General features: G+C 41.6%; 18 protein-coding genes. 3 read left to right on the top strand and 15 right to left on the bottom strand.

Translation table 11 applies throughout. From position 1 onward, the window contains the following. Positions 1–23: 23 nt before the first annotated feature. The 3 genes from rarD to NST62_RS06125 form a co-directional block, all read right to left on the bottom strand. Complete coding sequence (rarD, locus tag NST62_RS06135) at positions 24–905, bottom strand: EamA family transporter RarD (protein ID WP_342463225.1); 882 nt, start codon at positions 903–905, stop codon at positions 24–26. Positions 906–1,089: 184 nt separating this feature from the next. Next, positions 1,090–1,923 carry an N-acetylmuramoyl-L-alanine amidase gene (locus tag NST62_RS06130; protein WP_141600703.1) on the bottom strand — a complete coding sequence of 278 codons (834 nt, stop codon included), beginning with the start codon at positions 1,921–1,923 and terminating at the stop codon, positions 1,090–1,092. Positions 1,924–2,110: 187 nt separating this feature from the next. Beyond that, complete coding sequence (locus NST62_RS06125; protein ID WP_342463224.1) at positions 2,111–3,067, bottom strand: alpha/beta hydrolase; 957 nt, start codon at positions 3,065–3,067, stop codon at positions 2,111–2,113. Between the two features lie 327 nt (positions 3,068–3,394). Between NST62_RS06125 and NST62_RS06120 the strand changes: the two genes are divergently transcribed. After that, the gene (locus NST62_RS06120) at positions 3,395–3,703 is read left to right on the top strand and encodes a CotD family spore coat protein (RefSeq protein WP_342463223.1); all 309 of its coding nucleotides are present in this window, start codon (positions 3,395–3,397) and stop codon (positions 3,701–3,703) included. A 42-nt stretch (positions 3,704–3,745) separates the two neighbouring features. On the opposite strand, the gene NST62_RS06115 is transcribed toward NST62_RS06120, so the two are convergent. The 6 genes from NST62_RS06115 to NST62_RS06090 all read right to left on the bottom strand — a co-directional run bounded on the left by NST62_RS06115 (position 3,746) and on the right by NST62_RS06090 (position 8,025). Beyond that, positions 3,746–4,888: a toxic anion resistance protein gene (locus NST62_RS06115; RefSeq protein ID WP_342463222.1), complete on the bottom strand. Its 1,143-nt coding sequence runs from the start codon at positions 4,886–4,888 to the stop codon at positions 3,746–3,748. A gap of 126 nt (positions 4,889–5,014) precedes the next feature. Beyond that, positions 5,015–5,794 carry an SDR family oxidoreductase gene (locus tag NST62_RS06110; protein ID WP_141600707.1) on the bottom strand — a complete coding sequence of 260 codons (780 nt, stop codon included), beginning with the start codon at positions 5,792–5,794 and terminating at the stop codon, positions 5,015–5,017. A 149-nt stretch (positions 5,795–5,943) separates the two neighbouring features. Next, complete coding sequence (locus NST62_RS06105; RefSeq protein ID WP_141600708.1) at positions 5,944–6,066, bottom strand: YjcZ family sporulation protein; 123 nt, start codon at positions 6,064–6,066, stop codon at positions 5,944–5,946. Positions 6,067–6,165: 99 nt separating this feature from the next. Beyond that, complete coding sequence (locus NST62_RS06100; RefSeq protein ID WP_141600709.1) at positions 6,166–6,933, bottom strand: NRDE family protein; 768 nt, start codon at positions 6,931–6,933, stop codon at positions 6,166–6,168. Positions 6,934–7,026: 93 nt separating this feature from the next. Continuing rightward, positions 7,027–7,167 carry a hypothetical protein gene (locus tag NST62_RS06095; protein ID WP_181733109.1) on the bottom strand — a complete coding sequence of 47 codons (141 nt, stop codon included), beginning with the start codon at positions 7,165–7,167 and terminating at the stop codon, positions 7,027–7,029. Positions 7,168–7,425: 258 nt separating this feature from the next. Then, positions 7,426–8,025, bottom strand: a complete 600-nt coding sequence (locus NST62_RS06090; RefSeq protein ID WP_342463221.1) for a carboxymuconolactone decarboxylase family protein — start codon at positions 8,023–8,025, stop codon at positions 7,426–7,428. Between the two features lie 198 nt (positions 8,026–8,223). Between NST62_RS06090 and serC the strand changes: the two genes are divergently transcribed. Continuing rightward, complete coding sequence (gene serC, locus NST62_RS06085; protein WP_328216236.1) at positions 8,224–9,318, top strand: 3-phosphoserine/phosphohydroxythreonine transaminase; 1,095 nt, start codon at positions 8,224–8,226, stop codon at positions 9,316–9,318. A 121-nt stretch (positions 9,319–9,439) separates the two neighbouring features. Here the strand turns inward: serC and NST62_RS06080 are convergent, their stop codons facing one another. Further along, the gene (locus tag NST62_RS06080; protein WP_141600712.1) at positions 9,440–9,808 is read right to left on the bottom strand and encodes a helix-turn-helix transcriptional regulator; all 369 of its coding nucleotides are present in this window, start codon (positions 9,806–9,808) and stop codon (positions 9,440–9,442) included. A gap of 212 nt (positions 9,809–10,020) precedes the next feature. Next, positions 10,021–11,457 carry a proline--tRNA ligase gene (proS, locus tag NST62_RS06075; RefSeq protein WP_141600713.1) on the bottom strand — a complete coding sequence of 479 codons (1,437 nt, stop codon included), beginning with the start codon at positions 11,455–11,457 and terminating at the stop codon, positions 10,021–10,023. A 505-nt stretch (positions 11,458–11,962) separates the two neighbouring features. Here proS and NST62_RS06070 point away from each other — a divergent pair. Then, positions 11,963–13,957, top strand: coding sequence for a methyl-accepting chemotaxis protein (locus NST62_RS06070; protein WP_342463220.1), 1,995 nt, complete (start codon positions 11,963–11,965; stop codon positions 13,955–13,957). A gap of 32 nt (positions 13,958–13,989) precedes the next feature. On the opposite strand, the gene NST62_RS06065 is transcribed toward NST62_RS06070, so the two are convergent. The 4 genes from NST62_RS06065 to thiM form a co-directional block, all read right to left on the bottom strand. After that, positions 13,990–15,150, bottom strand: coding sequence for a cation:proton antiporter (locus NST62_RS06065; RefSeq protein ID WP_141600716.1), 1,161 nt, complete (start codon positions 15,148–15,150; stop codon positions 13,990–13,992). 156 nt (positions 15,151–15,306) lie between these two features. Beyond that, on the bottom strand, positions 15,307–15,936 hold the full coding sequence (gene thiE, locus NST62_RS06060; RefSeq protein WP_181733111.1) for a thiamine phosphate synthase: 630 nt from the start codon (positions 15,934–15,936) through the stop codon (positions 15,307–15,309). Continuing rightward, a complete protein-coding gene (gene thiD / locus NST62_RS06055; RefSeq protein ID WP_141600717.1) occupies positions 15,929–16,744 on the bottom strand; it encodes a bifunctional hydroxymethylpyrimidine kinase/phosphomethylpyrimidine kinase in 816 nt (271 codons plus the stop codon). The genes thiE and thiD overlap by 8 nt, the downstream gene beginning before the upstream one ends. A 2-nt stretch (positions 16,745–16,746) precedes the next feature. Then, entirely contained in the window at positions 16,747–17,493 is a 747-nt protein-coding gene (thiM, locus tag NST62_RS06050) for a hydroxyethylthiazole kinase (RefSeq protein WP_141600718.1), read from the bottom strand. Between the last annotated feature and the right edge of the window lie 12 nt (positions 17,494–17,505).

The following is a 17,505-nucleotide window of genomic DNA, read 5'->3' as shown; positions in this document are numbered from 1 at the left end:
CTTTATACAAGGGCACGTTTTTTTCAATTTTTTATCATTGTCGATAAACTGAATACAACGATGGCAACCCATATAAAACCGAAAGAAATCAACTCTACAGTTGTAAACGGTTCGCCATAAACAGCGGCCCCTAAAATTAAAATGAGGGTTGGTGCCAAATATTGAATGAATCCAAGAATGGATTGAGGCAAAGCTTTCGCTCCCTTTGCAAATAAAATTAGTGGATAGGCAGTCACTACCCCTCCGAAAATAAGCAAAAGATCCGTTTTCCAGTCCAACTGCAAAAATGAAGTGTTATTAGTTGACATAAGATAAATATATAAAACTAACGCGAACGGCAAAATAAACATTGTTTCGATGGCCAATCCCCTTTTGGCATCCAGCTGAATTTTTTTCTTCAACGCCCCATAAATTGCGAAAGAGAAAGCAATCCCTAATGCGACCCAAGGAATTTTGCCGTAGCGGACCGCCATGATTGCCACGCCTGTAAAGGCAATAAATACTGCGGCTATTTGCCCCTTTGACAAATGTTCTTTAAAAAATACAACTCCAAATAACACGGTAATTAAAGGATTAATATAATATCCAAGGCTTGTCTCCACCACATGTTCGTGGGTGACCGCCCAAATATACAGAAACCAGTTGCAAGAGATGACAAAGGAAGCTGCCATCAATCCGAAAAACATCTTTTTGTTAAGCCATAATGATTTCAAATCCTGAAAGAATTCTTTTTTCTGGCTAATTATGAAAATGAACATACACGTAAAAACAAATGACCAAATAATCCGGTTTAATAAAATTTCCAAACTATTTACATGTTCCAACAACTTCCAATAAACCGGAAACACTCCCCAAATTGCATACGCAAAAATGGCATTGAACATGCCTTTTCTCTCTTCCGTCATAAGATGCCCCAAACCTTTCAATGTTTTTGTAATCGAAAATGCCTAAAAAAATTATATAGGCGGAAAATTATGAAGTAAATGTAAAAAAATTTTTCAAAAAGAGTGGCTGTCCTTGTCATTTATATATGTCCCTTTGGACAGCCTGATGAAGGGGCCCATAAAAAAAGCAGCAAATTGCTGCCCATTACTTTTTCATGCTTTTTATTTGGTGTTCGACGATTAATGCGCTTAAACCCAGCAAATCCGCGGAAGTCAAAGTGCCGGTTTGCAATTTTGCCGCCCAGTTCATATGAATTGCTCTTTCGTTGATGCCTTTTTGGACGATCGCTTCAATCATTTTTTGATCGTTAAGAATTGCTTTGAGACGTTCTTTCAAAGCAGGGCTTGTAAAGATGGTTTTTGAAGCATTTTGTTGAATGGACGGTAATGTGTTTTGAACCGCTTTTTCTATTTGTTCCAAATCAATTTTTCCTTTTGATAGATTGGGCGCCACAAATTCCACGCACTCTTTCGCAATCGCCTCGCAAATATCATTAAATTTTGCCCGATAAATCCTTACATCTTCTGTTGAGTTCACAAAACATACCTCAATAAGGATCGCCGGTTTGTTTGTCCCCCTTAAAAAAGCAAGCTCGGCTCTTTTTTTGGCCCCACGGTTTTTCAAACCGCTGGCCGCGGCAATGGATTGGCTCACTTTTGCGGCAAAGGCCCTCATCGAATCGCTTCGGTATAACACTTCCGTCCCAATCGGCAAATCGGTTCTCTTCCCGGAAGCATTAAAATGAATGCTGACATCCAAATCCCGTTTTTTTGCATTATGCTGGGCAATTAAATAATTCAAATTTTGACTTTGCGTCTTTGATTGATTATCAACGATTTTGTGAACTGTAATCCCTGCATTCCGCAATAAATAGGAAACCCGGTCAACCACTTTTCTCGCTTCGGTCACCTCATCAATAATGTCTCTTGCACCAGTGCCGGGTCCGAAATGTCCTGAACTGATTGCAATGTAGCTCATAAATTCACCCCCAACAACTTATTTGATTTAAGATGCTTAATATTAAAATTCTTATATTTTATAATACGTACCTTATTGAAAAGAAGCGGGGCTTATTATTTAATAATTCGCTTTTTCTTTCTAATTTAATAGATTTGGGCCAAAGAGTGAAAAAGGGACAAAAAAAGACTAACTATAAAGTTAGCCCTTATGAAGAAAGATTAAATTCCTTTCTGGTGTTCAAAGATGACAAAAAAGAACGGATTTGGAAAATTGTATCTTTTATTTGAGTTTGAAAATATTCATTTTTTGTAAAGTAGCTGTGCACAAGGCCACGGGCGATTTTTAATTCGACTTTTCCGCCAAAATCAATTAATTTTTTTGCGTACTCAATCCCCTCATCCCGCAATACATCATTTTCTGCAACTACTACAAATGCGGGCGGCAAGAGGGACAAATTGTCAGCCAATAAAGGAGAAACATACTGATTGTATATCTCATTTTCATTGTTTAAATAATGTTTTTTGAACCATGCCATATCTTTCTTTAAAAGGCCAAACCCGGTTGCAAATTCTTCATAGGATGGCGTGCCGAAAGTCAAGTCGGTAACAGGGTAAAGCAATATTTGTGCATGAATTGGAGGACCTTGCAAGTCCCGGTTCAATAACGAAACTACGGCCGATAAATTTCCTCCTGCACTGTCCCCTGCCACACTGATTTGATTGTTGCCGTTCAAATGTTGACTATTTTCCGACACCCATAGAAAAGCGTCATATGCATCATATACTGGAGTCGGGAATTTGTATTCGGGAGCTAAACGGTAATTGACGGACACCACGACGGACCGGGTAATTTCTGATAACAATTCACAAGATTCGTCGCTTGTTTCAATGCTATTTAACACCCATCCTCCTCCATGGTAATAAATGATTATCGGAAATGGGCCTTTTCCTTTCGGCGTATAAATGCGTACTTTTATGGAATTGCCATCCCTTACTGTAATAAAACGGTCTTCCTTCTTTACGGCATTGGATGAACGCTTGCTTTTGGATTGCAATAAAATTTCTCTTCTTTTTCTCTCAGCAATTGGATCCATTTTGTATAACGGCGTTTGTTGATTCGCTTCTTTTAAATATTTGACGGTGCTCTTCAATAAGAAGGACATAGAGGATCATCCTTTTTCTTATAATTCTTATTAATTTACTATGTTTTAATTGTATAACGAATCCCTTCCGCTTTCAACAAAAATACCCTTAATTATTGATAAAATTTATTTATATACTATGAATAATATAAATTTTATACAATTTTTTATTATCGGAATGCGATATTCTATCATTTTCATACAATCATTCACCCAATCTCTATCTAATCAATCATCAACATTCTCTCCTCCTCTTATATTTTATGCTTTCTGGGTGTTTATCTAATCTATTTTTTTTATCTTCCATATGCTATTGATGAATCTAGATTTATTAGGAGGTGAACGTAAATGTTCAGAAGAAGACATTCTCACATGAGACCGATTTGCTGCCCTCCCCATGTAATGCCGACACAGGTTGCCCCGGCACAAATTTCACCAACACAAGAAGTGGTAAGAACAAATATTTTTAATACAATCGTTCCGCATATCCATCCGGTGCATACAACAACTGTAAACCGTCATGTTTTTCATCACCAACATTATTATCCGCAAACATATTCCCAAGTGAATGAATATTATCAAACTTCAAGACAATGCGGCGATCCTCGAAATCCTAATCCAAATTGCTTCCCTATTCCAAGAAGATTTGGATTTTAAAATAAAAATTTGCTGCACCCGGCAAGGGGTGCAGCATTTTCTTTATAATCTTTTTAACTTTTCATATTCCAATTGAAGCTGCTCAAGCCGTTTTCTGCCTTCTTCGCGATTGCGGACCGTTTCTTCCTGGATTTGTTTTGTTTCTTCAATACCAGCCAAAATCGTCCTCCAAGTTTGTTCAATCGTTTCAATTTTGATGCTTGGCTGTCCTGCCGTACGAGCAATTTCCACACTGTTTCGGCGGATGTTTTCCGAATTCCTCATCAACATTTCATTTGTGCGTTTATCCAATTCCTGCATGGAATCCGATACCAATTTTTGGCGCTTAATTGTTACCGCATGTATTAGCCCCTGTTTAAAAATTGGAATCGTCGTTACAAAAGCGGAATTGATTTTGGCAATCAAATGATTGTTGCCTTGTTGCATCAGTCGGATTTGCGGTGCAGCCTGGAATGCTACTTGCTGGGCCATTTCCAAATCGTAACGGCGCTGTTCCAACAGTTCAATCGCACGGCCGAGCGTTTCCAGCTCTATCACGGCTTCCTGATCCCCTTCATTGGCGAGGGCCTGCAATCTTTCCACTTCCGGCTTCAATGTTTCCAATTTCACTTCGATGGCTGCGATATGTTCGCTTAAGCTCTTAAAATATTCAAGATTTTGTTCGTACATTTGTTCCAATTCAATGGTATTCTTTTTCATTTCTTGTTCGTATTTTGTAATTTCGTGATAAATGGCATCGATTTCTTTATTCATCGTTTCGTATTTGGATAGAATTTTTTGCAGCTGTTCCTTCCCTTTGCCGAAAAGACGGGCAAAGAATCCCTGCTTTTCTTCTTTAAAATCTTCCGGATCAAAACGGGACATGATTTTATTTAAATGATTGATCAGTTCGCTTGATTTTTCCAATTTGCTTTGTTTGATGGAAGCAAGCATCCGATCCGAAAATTTTGAAATGGCATTGGCCGTTTCCTTTCCAAACTCCAGCACCGCAATTTGATTCCGTACGTCTATTTTTTCGGCAAGGGCAAGAACTGCCGGATCTGTTTTCAGTTCGATTTGCCGCTTGCGCAGCTGGGACATCTCTTCATCCGTTACAAGTTGGGGAGGCGCTTCGACGATTTCTTGTTTTTCTTGTTTAATTTTCGCATCCAAATCTTCAAACAATGGATTTTTCATTTCTGACATGGCGATCCTCCGTTCTCATTTAAATCCGTCATACTTGTACTTTTAGTTTACACAAACTTTACGATTAAACATACGATTGAAGGAACCGGAAAGTTTCAATTCTTTCAAGAAGCTTTTTTGGGAGGGTCACAATGTTCCGGCAGAACCGCCATCGATATTTACGGAAGTGCCTGTCACATAGGAAGCCGCATCTGACACAAGAAATGTGATGACTTTGGCCGCTTCCTCCGTTTCTCCAATTCTGCCAAGGGGAATCGCTTTTCCCATTGTTTTTGAATACTCTTCCCAAGCGGCATCCGGCATTTCCCGCTTCCATTTTTCTTCGATTTGCCTGCTTCGGATCAGGCCGATGCATACGGTATTCACGCGAATATTATATTTTCCGAGATCTTTGCTCATCGCTTTTGTAAGCGCCATTCCGGCGGAACGGCTTACCGTTGTCGGAAGGCTTTTTTCTCCGGGAGTCTTTGCAATGGAAGCCGTAACATTCACGATGGATCCCCCTTTTTCTTTTAAATAAGGGAGCGCATATTTCGAACAATAAATGGCGCCGAACAACTTCAAATTCAGATCAGCCTGCCATAATGGCGCATCCACTTCTTCAAAAGAATAAGCTGCAGAAGTTCCGGCATTGTTTATTAATATGTCCAACTTTCCATAATGGGCAACGGTTTCTTCGATCAATCGTCTGCAATCCTCTTCTTTTGTTACATCGGCGGCAATGGTAAAAACCTCTTTTCCTGTTTGCCCTTTAATCCATTCCTTTGCTTCTTTCAATCCTTCCGGTTTTCTTGCGCAGATGGCGACCTTTGCCCCTTCTTTTACAAGTTGCAAGGCTGTATGTAAACCAATTCCTTTACTCGCCCCGGTAATGACGGCCACTTTATTTTCCAATCCCAAGTCCATTTTTTACATCTCCTTTATCACTATATTAATATTTATATTTTCTATGTATCGCCATGATATCCTTTTAAAATCCAAGAGTTCCTCAAAATAAAAGACGGATCCTGAAGAAATTCTTTAGGATCCGTCTTTTATTTTGATTCTTTATATGATCAGAATTGTTTATAGTGTGTACCTACAATAATAAGCAAGATAAACAATACAACGATTAAAGCAAAGCCATGGACACCATATCCATAGCCATAGCCTCCGCTATAACCATATTGATATCCCATATATTTCCCTCCCTCATCATTGCCTACTCCAGTGTATGTTTGCAATATGGGGGATGCAGGGACAATAGCATAATTCAAAAATAAAAAATTCATTTTATATTATTCTTCTATTTTAAAATGAAACCTCTTCTCGAATTTCAGATTACCGCTATTAAAAGTTCTTTCTACAAAAGTGACATTTTGTTCATGGTCGATCAGCAATACCGTTGAACAACGGGTACCGTAATGAGGCAATTGAATAAAGGCCGGCGATAATTTTCTTTCCATTTCCAACCCGACCCCTGTATCCGGAAGCTGTTCATCCGGTGCGATTTCGCGGTCCATCATAATTTCAAACAATTTCTCAATGTCCAATTTTCCTAGATTGCGCTGAATATAATCGGCAAATCTCGCTTTCCCTTTCACTACCTTCGGCCAAGGGGTATTTAATGTATGGTTGCTGATGCTATGGGTACCCGGCTTAATTTCATTTTTCTCATCCAAAATATTGTTGTAATGAAATAATTGTTCCGGATCGCCAACGATTACGTTAAACCCACCGTAGGAATCCTTCTCTTTTGCCAGCTCATCAATAAATTCTTTTGGATGGACGCTGCTCTTTAAAAAATTCCGTACAATCTCACCTCGGGATCGGGGCTTTTTCGGCAATGAAGGATCCCGGAAATTAGTAATCGCGGCAAACCGTCCGTTTTTCGAAACGCCCATCCATGTGCCCATTTCCAGAAGATCTCTGCCCGCCAAAATTCCGGGTTCATCTTCCCAAAAATGGGCGGGTTCCGTCGGCCGGTCATAAACCTCATCCCGGTTGGCTGCGATGATTAATTGGTACATTGGATGATTTTTAAAGTGAAGATGAATTAAACACATACTCCCAACCCTTTTATAAATTTTTCTACGAATAGTTTATCATTGAAAGCGGTTAATCCCCAATATTTTTATATAAGGGAATTTTTTGTCATACTAATTCCCCTTTTTTAATTCTTCCAAGATGGCTTCCAATATTTTATTATTCCGTCTTAAAGACGAAACGATATTGACCATGAACCAGATAATAAAGGATGCCGGTATCACATAAAAAAGCACCGATGCAATAATTTCCAAAACTATTCCTCCATTCCTTTCGGTTAAGATGAATAAAACATTCATTTAGAAATCAAATTGATTCTCCCTATAAAAAATATTTTTACGCAACTTACATTGGCGTTCCAGATCAGCCCGTCAATCTGCATGTCCATTTTCATTTCTTTCTATTTTATTTGTTTATATGCAAAAGAATAATCTCTTAAACCAAATTACAATAAAGTTATTAAAATTCTTAAAAATGCGGATTCATGTTCAATAAAAGATAGACCCCCTTTATCACTCAAAATAACTTTCATATAAATGGATCAAATGCGCATATGCGCCACCCGCCTTTAATGCAGCCGCGACGAAAATGGCTTCTTCAATCCTTTCCTCCGATACCCCCAAATCCTTTGAGCGTTTGGTATGAAAATTTATTAATTGGGGACATTGAATCACGTAAGATACAGTCAATGCAAGCAGCGTTTTGAACTCTTCGGTCAAACTTCCTTCTTCCATGACAGCCCGGACAAAATCGGCATAAGCCTCAAATGGTTTAGAATGATGTTCTTGATGTGAACTTTTTTCCCGATTAAAATAGCTGCTATATTGCGTCGCTGCACCCGCTTCCATCGCAGATACAACAAATACAGCTTCCGCCAGCTCTTTCATGCTTGCGCCCGAAAATTTCGCTTTTTTTGTGTGAACATCAATGCAATAGGGGCATTTTATTACATGGGCAATGGCAACGGCAATCAGCTCCTTTTCTTTTTTTGTGAGCGCCCCGGGCCTAAAAATCTCCCTTTCAAATTTCAAAAATGCCTTGAATGATTCCGGCGAGACTTCTTTCACTTTTTTCATAAGATGATCTTTATGCTTTTCATAATAGCTCGGCATATTTTTCCTCCTCCGCATTTGTTCTGGCGAAAAACTGCGGTAACTATTAAAAATTCGAATTCGCATAAATTTTTAACAATTTGACAGCTATTCTCTGTATTTCGGAAAATTTCACTAATTCTTGCAAAAATATTGTTCGATTTTGTAAAAAAGAGTATATAATCAAAATATATTGAAATATTCAAGGAGTGTTAAACAGTGAGTACAAACAAACGAGCATACAATTTCAACGCAGGACCATCCGCGTTACCATTAGAAGTGCTGGAAAGAGCCCAAAAAGAATTGGTCAACTATAACGGCACTGGCATGTCCATCATGGAAATGAGCCATCGCAGCAAAGAATACGATGAAGTTCATAATAATGCCATCAACCGATTGAAAAAAATCTTATCTGTTCCTGATAACTATGATGTGCTCTTTTTGCAAGGCGGCGCAAGCCTTCAATTTACGATGGTGCCGATGAATTTCCTAACAAAAGATCAAACGGCAAGCTATGTTTTGACTGGTTCCTGGTCTGAAAAAGCATATAAAGAAGCAAAACTTTTCGGTAATGCCGTAGTCGCTGCAAGCACAAAAGAAAACGGCTACCGCAATATTCCTAAACTTGACGAAATTCAATTCAATGAAAACGACGCTTATGTTCATATCACTTCCAACAACACAATCTACGGTACTCAATGGAAAGAATTCCCTAATACAGGGAACGTGCCTTTAGTTGCGGATATGTCCAGTGACATCATGTCCCGTCCATTTGATGTAAGCCAATTTGGAATTATTTACGCAGGCGCGCAAAAGAACTTGGGACCATCCGGGGTGACGGTTGTCATCATCCGCAAAGACTTGATCGAAAAAGCCAATACAGAGCTTCCAACAATGTTAAAATATAAAACTCATGCCGATAAAAACTCCTTATATAATACTCCTCCGACATTCGGCATCTATATGCTGGGAGAAGTGTTGCGCTGGGTTGAAGAACAAGGAGGCCTTGAAGCAATCCAAAAACGCAACGAAGAAAAAGCGAAATATATCTATGATGTAATTGATGAAAGCAACGGATTCTACAGAGGACATGCAGAACCTGGCAGCCGTTCTTTAATGAATATCACATTCCGTTTGGCGGATGAAGAATTGGAAAAACAATTCTTGGCCGAAGCCAAAGCGGCCGGTTTCGTAGGACTAAACGGCCACCGTTCTGTCGGAGGATGCCGTGCTTCAACTTACAACGCAGTGCCTGTTGAAGCTTGCATCGCGTTGAGAGATTTCATGTATGAATTCCAAAAGAAACATCAATAACAGAAAAAAGATGACCAAGAGCGAATGGAACTTAATGTCCCATTCGCTCTTTTATGATTGATTTGAGAACCGGCAAAAACCAAATATCGGTTCAATTTCCATTTTTTTGAATCACCCTCTTCTACCCTCTCTTTTGGGAATAATTGTCTTTCAACGCTCTTTTCAGGAGGGCAATCGAACGGTCAAGATCCGCTTTTATTGTATCTTTATACGCTTTCACTTTTTCCTTGTCCCCGATTCGGTATATATACAGCGTCTGCATTTCCGTTCCCTCTTTGATGATTGGTTCTCTTGTCAAATAGCCGTCTTTCAGTAATTCATGCAGGGATTTATAGACTTCGGATTTCGTCGGACGATAACCGAGATCTTTGAAGTAATCCTGCAAGTTTTCCAAGATTTGAAGACCGTATAGTCTCCCTTTCTCGGCCTCGTGAATCATATAAAGTTTCAAAAATGCCCTTTGCTTAATGACAAATGTGCTTCTGCCCATATTTCATCACCTTATTGGTTTAGCTTCGTGTGTGTAACTATATTTTACTAGAAAATGTGGCGCGAGGAAGTTTTAAAATAGAAATGGATTATTTAGAACCGTGTTTAATTGGAAACCAGATATCCGTTGCCAGGCTTTTTGAATACGTCAAAATTTTTCTCATAAAAAAGGCTGTCGAGATTCGTTCTTCTCAACAGCCCTGTTTTCACCGGTTAATATGCTCTTGCAAACCACACGGTATATTTCGCTTCTTTTCCGCAAGTAATGCAAGTGTGTTTTTTCATTGGCGGATTGAATGGAATATTACGGGATGTGAATTTCGTTTCTTCTTTCACTTTCGCTTCGCAAGCATCGTCGCCACACCAGCCGCCAAGAACCCATCCTGCGATTTTGCCTTCCTTCTCGCAAGTTGCAATATGTTCTTTTAATTGATCCAGTGTATCAATATGAGTATGGGAGTTCGCATCGCGGAATGCTTTCGCTTTTTCATAGAGACGTTTTTGCATTGTTTCCAATTCATTTACCACCGCTTCCACGACGGATTCAATGGAAACAGTGATTTTTTCATCTTCATCGCGGGCTTTCAAGATGACTTGATTGTTTTCCAAATCACGAGGTCCAAGTTCAATTCGGACCGGCACTCCTTTTAACTCCCATTCATTAAATTTAAATCCCGGAGATTGGTCTGAATCGTCAAGACGTACACGGATCCCCTTTTCTTTTAAAGCTTTTCGGATTTCTTCCAATTTTTCAATGATGGCAGGTGTTTTCTTCCATGGACCGACAGGAATCAAGATTACCTGAGTTGGTGCAATTTTTGGAGGAAGAACCAATCCTTTTTCATCCCCATGCACCATAATCACCGAACCGATCAAACGGGTTGAAGTACCCCATGAAGTCGTATGAACATAAACATGTTTATTTTCCCTGTTCAAATATTTAATGTTGAACGCTTCGGCAAATTTTGTTCCCAAATAGTGGCTTGTACCGGCTTGCACCGCTTTTCCATCTTTCATCATCGCTTCGATGGAATACGTATCGACTGCCCCCGCAAAGCGCTCTGAAGGAGTTTTTTGTCCGTCATATACAGGTATGGCCAATACATTTTCCACTACATCTTTGTAAATATTGAGCATCTGCATTGTTTCTTTGCGCGCATCTTCTTCGTTTTCATGCGCCGTATGCCCTTCTTGCCAAAGGAATTCGGAAGTCCGGATGAATGGCAATGTTTTCTTTTCCCAGCGGAATACGTTTGCCCATTGGTTGATAAGCACCGGCAAGTCGCGGTAGGATTTAATCCAATGGGAATACAAATATCCGATCATTGTTTCGGAAGTCGGTCTGAGCGCCAAGCGTTCTTCCAGTTTCTCACCCGCAGCTTCCGTCACCCATGGAAGTTCAGGCGAAAATCCTTCCACATGTTCTTTTTCTTTTTGGAAGAAAGATTCAGGAATCAACATTGGAAAATAGGCATTTCGATGCCCCGTTTCTTTAAAGCGCCGATCCATTTCCTCCTGAATATGTTCCCATATCTCATATCCGTCCGGTTTAAACGCAATGCATCCGCGCACCGGCGTATAGTCCATCAAATCCGCTTTTTGAATGGTTTCGATATACCATTTTGTAAAATCGTTCGTCTGTTGTGACATCGTCATCCTCCTCGCAACAAAATAGCGTAAAGATGTCCCCTTTTGGACGCCTTTACGCTGAATAGTCCTGTTACCGCCAATGCATGGCATATATCGAGCCGTATCCGCTCTTTTTCCAGGCTTCGGGTGGCGATATAGCTCTCAGCGAATGCTAAATTTTCAGTAAACGAATTTTAGTTTTTTCTAATATAATGTACCAAATTCAAGCAATAAATACAATTCCTATCTAAAATTTTGCAGTTAATTGTTGCGCCGGGAAGCCGATATATTCCAAAAATAAGATTTTTCAAAGAGAAAAGGAAGCCCAGATTCCCGCCGTACGTTGATTTTTTATCTCATCTTCTTAAAAATTACAATATTTATAACAAAATCATGACTATCATCCTATAAGCAGCGGGTTTATTGATCTTGTGAAATCTGATTAATAAAGAACTAGTCAGATAGACAACCTATTCTTTTTTTACTATTATTAAAAATGTTGCAAAAATTAAAAGGAGGAAAAATAATGAAACTTTCCATACGATGGAAAATAATTGGCGCAGTGCTCCTTATTATTGTCATCGGCCTGGGAACCCTGGCGACCTCCAGTTCCATCTTCATTTCATCCAAAACAGAAGAAGCGGTCATTGACCAGAGTGAGGTCCTTGTCGATGAAATGGCCAACTCCATCTCCACCTTTATTGATGGATATGAACAAAGCATTTTGAAAATGGCTACAGATCAGGATGTACTGGATTATTACCATGGCTCCGCCCTTTTTAATGACAAAGCGGATCAAGCTTTCCGCCAGCAATTAAAAAGATATTTAACCATTTATGATTCTGCGGCGAATATTTACTTTGCCGATGGACAAAAGATCATTACGGAACCCCATTTCGATGAAATTTTTGATTTGGATGTAAATTCCCGCTCCTGGTACACGGAAGCCAGGAAAAATCCGGATGAAGTGATCTGGTCACCGCCGTATGTGGACGCTTCAACAGGCGAATACGCCATCGCAGGTTCCAAGGCGGTAAAGGAAGGCGATGAAACAATAGGGGTATTAGGTGTCGACATTTTGTTATCCAGCCTAACAGAGGAAATTTCCAAAATCGATATGGGTTATAAAGGATACCCCATGGTATTGGACGATTCCGGCAATGCCATTGTGCATCCTTCAAAAACGGGCGAAAACTTAAGCAACTTGGATTTTGTCAATCAAATATTGAAAGATGACAAGCAGAAAAATGTCCTAAAAACAGCGATCGATCAGGAAGACAATGTAATTGTCTATGAAAAAATCCCTGAATTGGGATGGACGGTTGCCGCCGTTTATAATGAAAAAGAGTTACATAGCACAGCAGACAGCATACATAATATGATTCTTTTATCCGCGCTCATTCTGCTTGTCGCCATTTTTGTCATTCTTTATTTCATTATTTCCAAAATCATCCGACCGATTACGGTTTTAGGATCTTCCATGGAAAAAGTTGCACAAGGCGATTTGACGGTCCACATCGAATTGAAGGGTAAAGATGAAATCGGCCGGCTAGCCCAACATTTTAATAAAATGGTAGAGGAAATGAAAAAAATCATCGGAATAATCCAATCTTCCTCCAAACAAGTGGAAGACCGCTCGCACTATTTAAGCGCCCTTGCGGAAGAAACGAATGCCTCCAGCGCGGAGGTTACGAAAGCGGTAAGGGATATTGCGGCTGGAGCTGCCCTGTCCAGTGAAAATGCGGACCAAGTTACCATGTCATCTGCGGAATTGGGAGAAAAAATCAATCAAATGGCCGGGCAATCAACGGCGCTTAAACAAATAACGGAGGAAGCAAACGATTTGAATGATGAAGGCCATCAAAGAATGAATCATTTGTTGGACTCCTTCGACAATTCCAAAGAAGAATTGGAGAACATGTCCTTGTCCGTATCGGCATTGGAAGAGAAAATTCAAGCCATTGATTCGGTGATGGATTCCATTTCTAAAATCTCGAAGCAAACCAATCTGCTTGCGCTAAATGCAAGCATTGAAGCCGCCCGGGCGGGAGAGCACGGCAAAGGCTTTGCCGTTGTCGCCGAAGAAGTCCGGAAACTCGCGGAACAGTCGGCAAAGGCGACAGAACACGTCAAATCGACCATCCATCAATTGCAGCAGGAAGCATTGAAGGTCGTAAAACAAATGAACGAAATGCAACAAACCTTCAAACAACAAGAAATCGTTGTGGAAGATACGGGAAATCTGTTCCGGAACTTATCATTGTTAATCCAAAACCTGGAAAACACATTCAAAACCGTATCGGAAGATATTGAAAGCATCGATGCCTATAAAGATCGGGTGATGGAAACCATCGAAGAGATGTCCATGACAGCCCAAACGACTGCGGCAGCCTGTGAAGAAGTGAGCGCCGCAAGCGACGAACAATTAACAGCCATCCAATCCGTCGCTGAAGCTTCGGAAGAATTAAACGAATTAAGCAAAGAATTGTCGCAGACGATCAGCAAATTCAAGCTGCAATAAAAAAAGGGCTAACCTAAAATGGTTAGCCTTTTTTACACTTCTTCAGCTTCCAGCCGTTTTCCGAAGATGAATTTTAACAGAGGCGGCGTCACCAATGTCGTCACGACAATTACGACAATCATGGCCCCATAAATCTTTTCGGACAAAATGCCGCCCGATAGGCCGATGGAAGCCAAAATCAATGCCACTTCCCCCCGGGAAATCATCCCTGCCCCAATGCCGGCGGAGGATTTCCAGCTGAAACCGCAAACTTTCGCTCCAAGACCGCAGCCGATGAATTTGGAAAGAACCGCAATCACCGAGAAGACGAGGATGAATATAATCTGATCCCCTATGCCGTCAAAGCTCATCGGCAAACCGATATTGATGAAAAAGAACGGAACAAAGATACCGTAGGCAATCGGGGAAATTCCGTGTTCGATTTGTTGGGCGTATTTCGTTTTGCTGAGGGCAACCCCCATGAAGTAAGTACCAATGATTCCGGATACCCCGAGAAAATCGGCGAAATACGCGGCGGCAAATAATAAAATCAATGCGCCGGCAATGATCGGCTCGGTCACCAACATCCCGCCAAACAGTTTCATGAATTTTGGCACAATATATTTTCCGACAATGTAAATGACGATGAAGAAAATGATTTGTTGGGCAATGACCCACGCGATGTTTGTGTCGGTTCCCATAAAGAAACCGATAGCCACAGCAATAAGAATGACGACAACGACGTCATCCAGCACCGCCGCCCCAAGCAATGTCGCCCCTTCCTTGCTGTTCAGCCAACCGATTTCGCGCAACGTCTGCACGGAAATGCTTACACTCGTCGCCGCAAGCAACAATCCCAAAAAGACGCCTTCGGACGTTGGAAGACCAAATAGTGGAGCAGCCCCCCACCCCATCAGAATGGGCACTATAACACCTAAAACGGCTACAAGGGTTGCCGCTTTTACATTTTTGTTCAAACTTTCCAAATCCGTTTCCATTCCGGCAAGGAACATCAACAACAATACCCCGATTTCACTGAAGACATGGATGATTTCGGTTTGTTCGATCCATCCGAGCACAGCGGGGCCAAGGACAATACCCGCAATGATTTTTCCCAATACGGACGGCTGTCCCAAACGAAGACTGATTTGCCCCGCGATTTTGGCAACGAACAGCACGAGTACAATTTGTAAAATAAAATCAAAAACATCCATTTTTGTAACCCCCTATTCTTTATTTTTCTGAATGGAGTCCAAAAAAAGACATGGTGGAGCCCTTTTGACAGACTCCACCATGTCTTTTCCCGTATTTATCTACGCAAGTTATTATAATTGAAATATTTTTATTTGTAAATCTTTTTTTCGATAGGGTCATTGTTTTCCCTTTAGAAGCCGCACCGTTTGTTGGCGATTTCCGCTTTCGCAAATGGCGGAAATGACCGCCACTCCATCGGCCCCCGCTTCAATCACTTCCCGGGCATTCATCGGGGTAATGCCGCCGATTGCAACAATCGGAATGCCGGGATACATCTCACGCGCTTTCTTTAAGAAAGTAACCCCTGCCGGTTTTTTGGCATCGCGCTTTGATTTCGTTTCATAAATGGGACCAATCCCGACATAATCCGCCCCGCCTTCCACCGCCTTGGCCATTTCTTCCTCGTTATGGACGGAAACTCCGATGATTTTGTTTTGAAATCGTCCCCGGATTTCTTCGATAGGGGTATCGTCCTGCCCCACATGTATGCCATCCGCGTCAATTTTTAAAGCAAGTTCCACATCGTCATTCACAATGAACGGCACATGATACCGTTTGCACAGGGATTGGCATTCCCGGGCGAATCGTTCCAATTCCTCCCCTTTTAACGGCCGTTCCCCTTTCTCCCTCAGCTGAAAAAAGGTGATTCCCGCCTGCAGGGCTTCTTCCAACACTTTGAGCGGCTCTTCGCCTCTGCAATTTTCCGTTCCCATGATGAAGTACACGGCCAAATCTTTTCTATTCAATGATTTCCACCTCCGCCTTTGCTCCGAGTCGATGGGCGAAGTGATTGGTCGGACCATGGCCATGGCCGATATTCAGCGGGTTTTCGATAGCAGCCTGAACAAATTTTTTCGCTTCAATGATCGATTCTTTGATGGATAAGCCTCTGCCCAAATAAGCCGTAATGGCGGCGGAAAATGTGCAGCCTGTTCCATGGGTATGTCTCGTATCAATTTTCGGAGACTTCATTTGGAAAGAGGAACCATCTTGGAAAAACACCGTATCAACAGCCATTGGATCTTCCAAATGGCCCCCTTTCATGACAACGCATTCAACCCCAAACTCCAAAATCTTTTGGGCCGCTTTCCGGATTTCTTCCCCGGTTTGTATTTTCATGCCGGTTATGGTTTCCGCTTCCGGGATATTGGGGGTAAGCACCGTGGCAATCGGCAGCAAAACGCGGATCAGCGCCTGCACCGCATCATCCTTGAGGAGCGCTTGTCCGCCTTTTGCGATCATGACCGGATCGACAACGATTCGAAGGTTCCGGTCTTTTAAGTTTCTCGCAACGGTTTGAATAATCTCCGCAGAAAATAACATCCCGGTTTTTAAAGCTCTCACATCGAAATCATCAAAAATTGCATTCAGCTGCAATTCCACGAACTCGGGTGTCGCGGGATAGATGCCGTTTACCCCCAATGTATTTTGCGCCGTCAGTGCGGTAATCACCGTAGTTCCAAAAACATTCAGCTCCTGGAAGGTCTTTAAATCCGCCTGAATGCCCGCTCCTCCTCCGCTGTCTGATCCTGCAATGGTCAACACGATATTCATTTTCATTCACCTCTTGAAATTTGATGCAAAGCATTTAATACTTCCACTTGGAAGGAACCAAGATTTTTTTCTTTTGAAGCGCGTTCCGCCACTTTTTTATAATCCGCCAACACGTCCCGGACGTTTTCAAGCGGATTGCCTTCCAAACTGAATGCCGCCGCGCAAATGGCGCTTAACAGGCAGCCCGTGCCCGTCACCTGAGTCATCAGCTCATGGCCGCCGCTGACGATGTAATGGGTATTGCCATCGGTTACGATATCGTCTTTTCCGGATACCGCGACAATCGTTTGATATCCTTTTGCCACTTCCATGGCAACTTGCAGAATGTCCATCTCCCCTTCTCCGCTGTCCACTCCCTTGGCCTGCCACTCGACTCCTGCAATGGCCGCCAATTCCCCTGCATTGCAGCGGATCAGTTGGAAACGAATCTCTTTTAACAAGTTGTCCGTTACCTCTTTTCGATATTTTGTGGCGCCTGCCCCGACCGGATCCAACACAACCGGAATGTCCAGCCCATTTGCTTTTTTGCCGGCCAGAAACATCGCTTCGACGGAATGTTTATTCAACGTTCCGATATTGATCAATAAACCATTTGCAATGGACACCATATCCTCCACGTCTAAGGGCTCATCGGACATCACAGGTGATGCCCCGATGGCAAGCAACCCATTGGCCGTAAAATTGGTCACCACCGAATTGGTGATACAGTGGATCAACGGGCTTTTTTTCCGGATTCTGTATAGACTCATACGATAACCCCC

The sequence above is a fragment of the Ureibacillus sp. FSL K6-8385 genome, from assembly GCF_038593155.1.
GTDB classification, from domain to species: domain Bacteria; phylum Bacillota; class Bacilli; order Bacillales_A; family Planococcaceae; genus Ureibacillus; species Ureibacillus terrenus.
The sequence above is the reverse complement of the archived record's forward strand: the minus strand, read 5'-3'. Positions and strand labels throughout refer to the sequence as shown.